This window comes from Achromobacter sp. SIMBA_011, assembly GCF_046535435.1.
GTDB classification, from domain to species: Bacteria; Pseudomonadota; Gammaproteobacteria; order Burkholderiales; family Burkholderiaceae_B; genus Achromobacter; species Achromobacter dolens.
Map to the genome: position 1 here is coordinate 1 of NZ_JAWRWN010000701.1, position 261 is coordinate 261.

General features: G+C 61.7%; 1 protein-coding gene. It reads right to left on the bottom strand.

Going from position 1 to position 261, the window contains the following annotated elements:
- Positions 1–261: AAA family ATPase (locus SB816_RS32760; protein WP_410548347.1), on the bottom strand; the 261-nt coding region annotated here is incomplete at both ends.

A 261-nucleotide genomic window follows, 5' to 3' on the forward strand; every position in this document is an offset into this window, starting at 1 on the left:
GGCGGCAAGTACATACAGGTTCTCGAGGCGCTTGTCCTTGATCAGGGCCTGCTGCAGGTTGGCTTCTTCGTTGACCACGTTGACGAAGTCGTACACCACGCGGCGCTCGCAGCCCATGATCAGGTCGAGGTTACGCAGGCCCACGTCGAAGTCGACGATGACGGTCTTGTGGCCACGCAGTGCGAGGCCGGTACCAATGGCGGCGCTGGTGGTGGTCTTGCCCACACCCCCCTTGCCGGAAGTAACCACGAGAATCTTGGC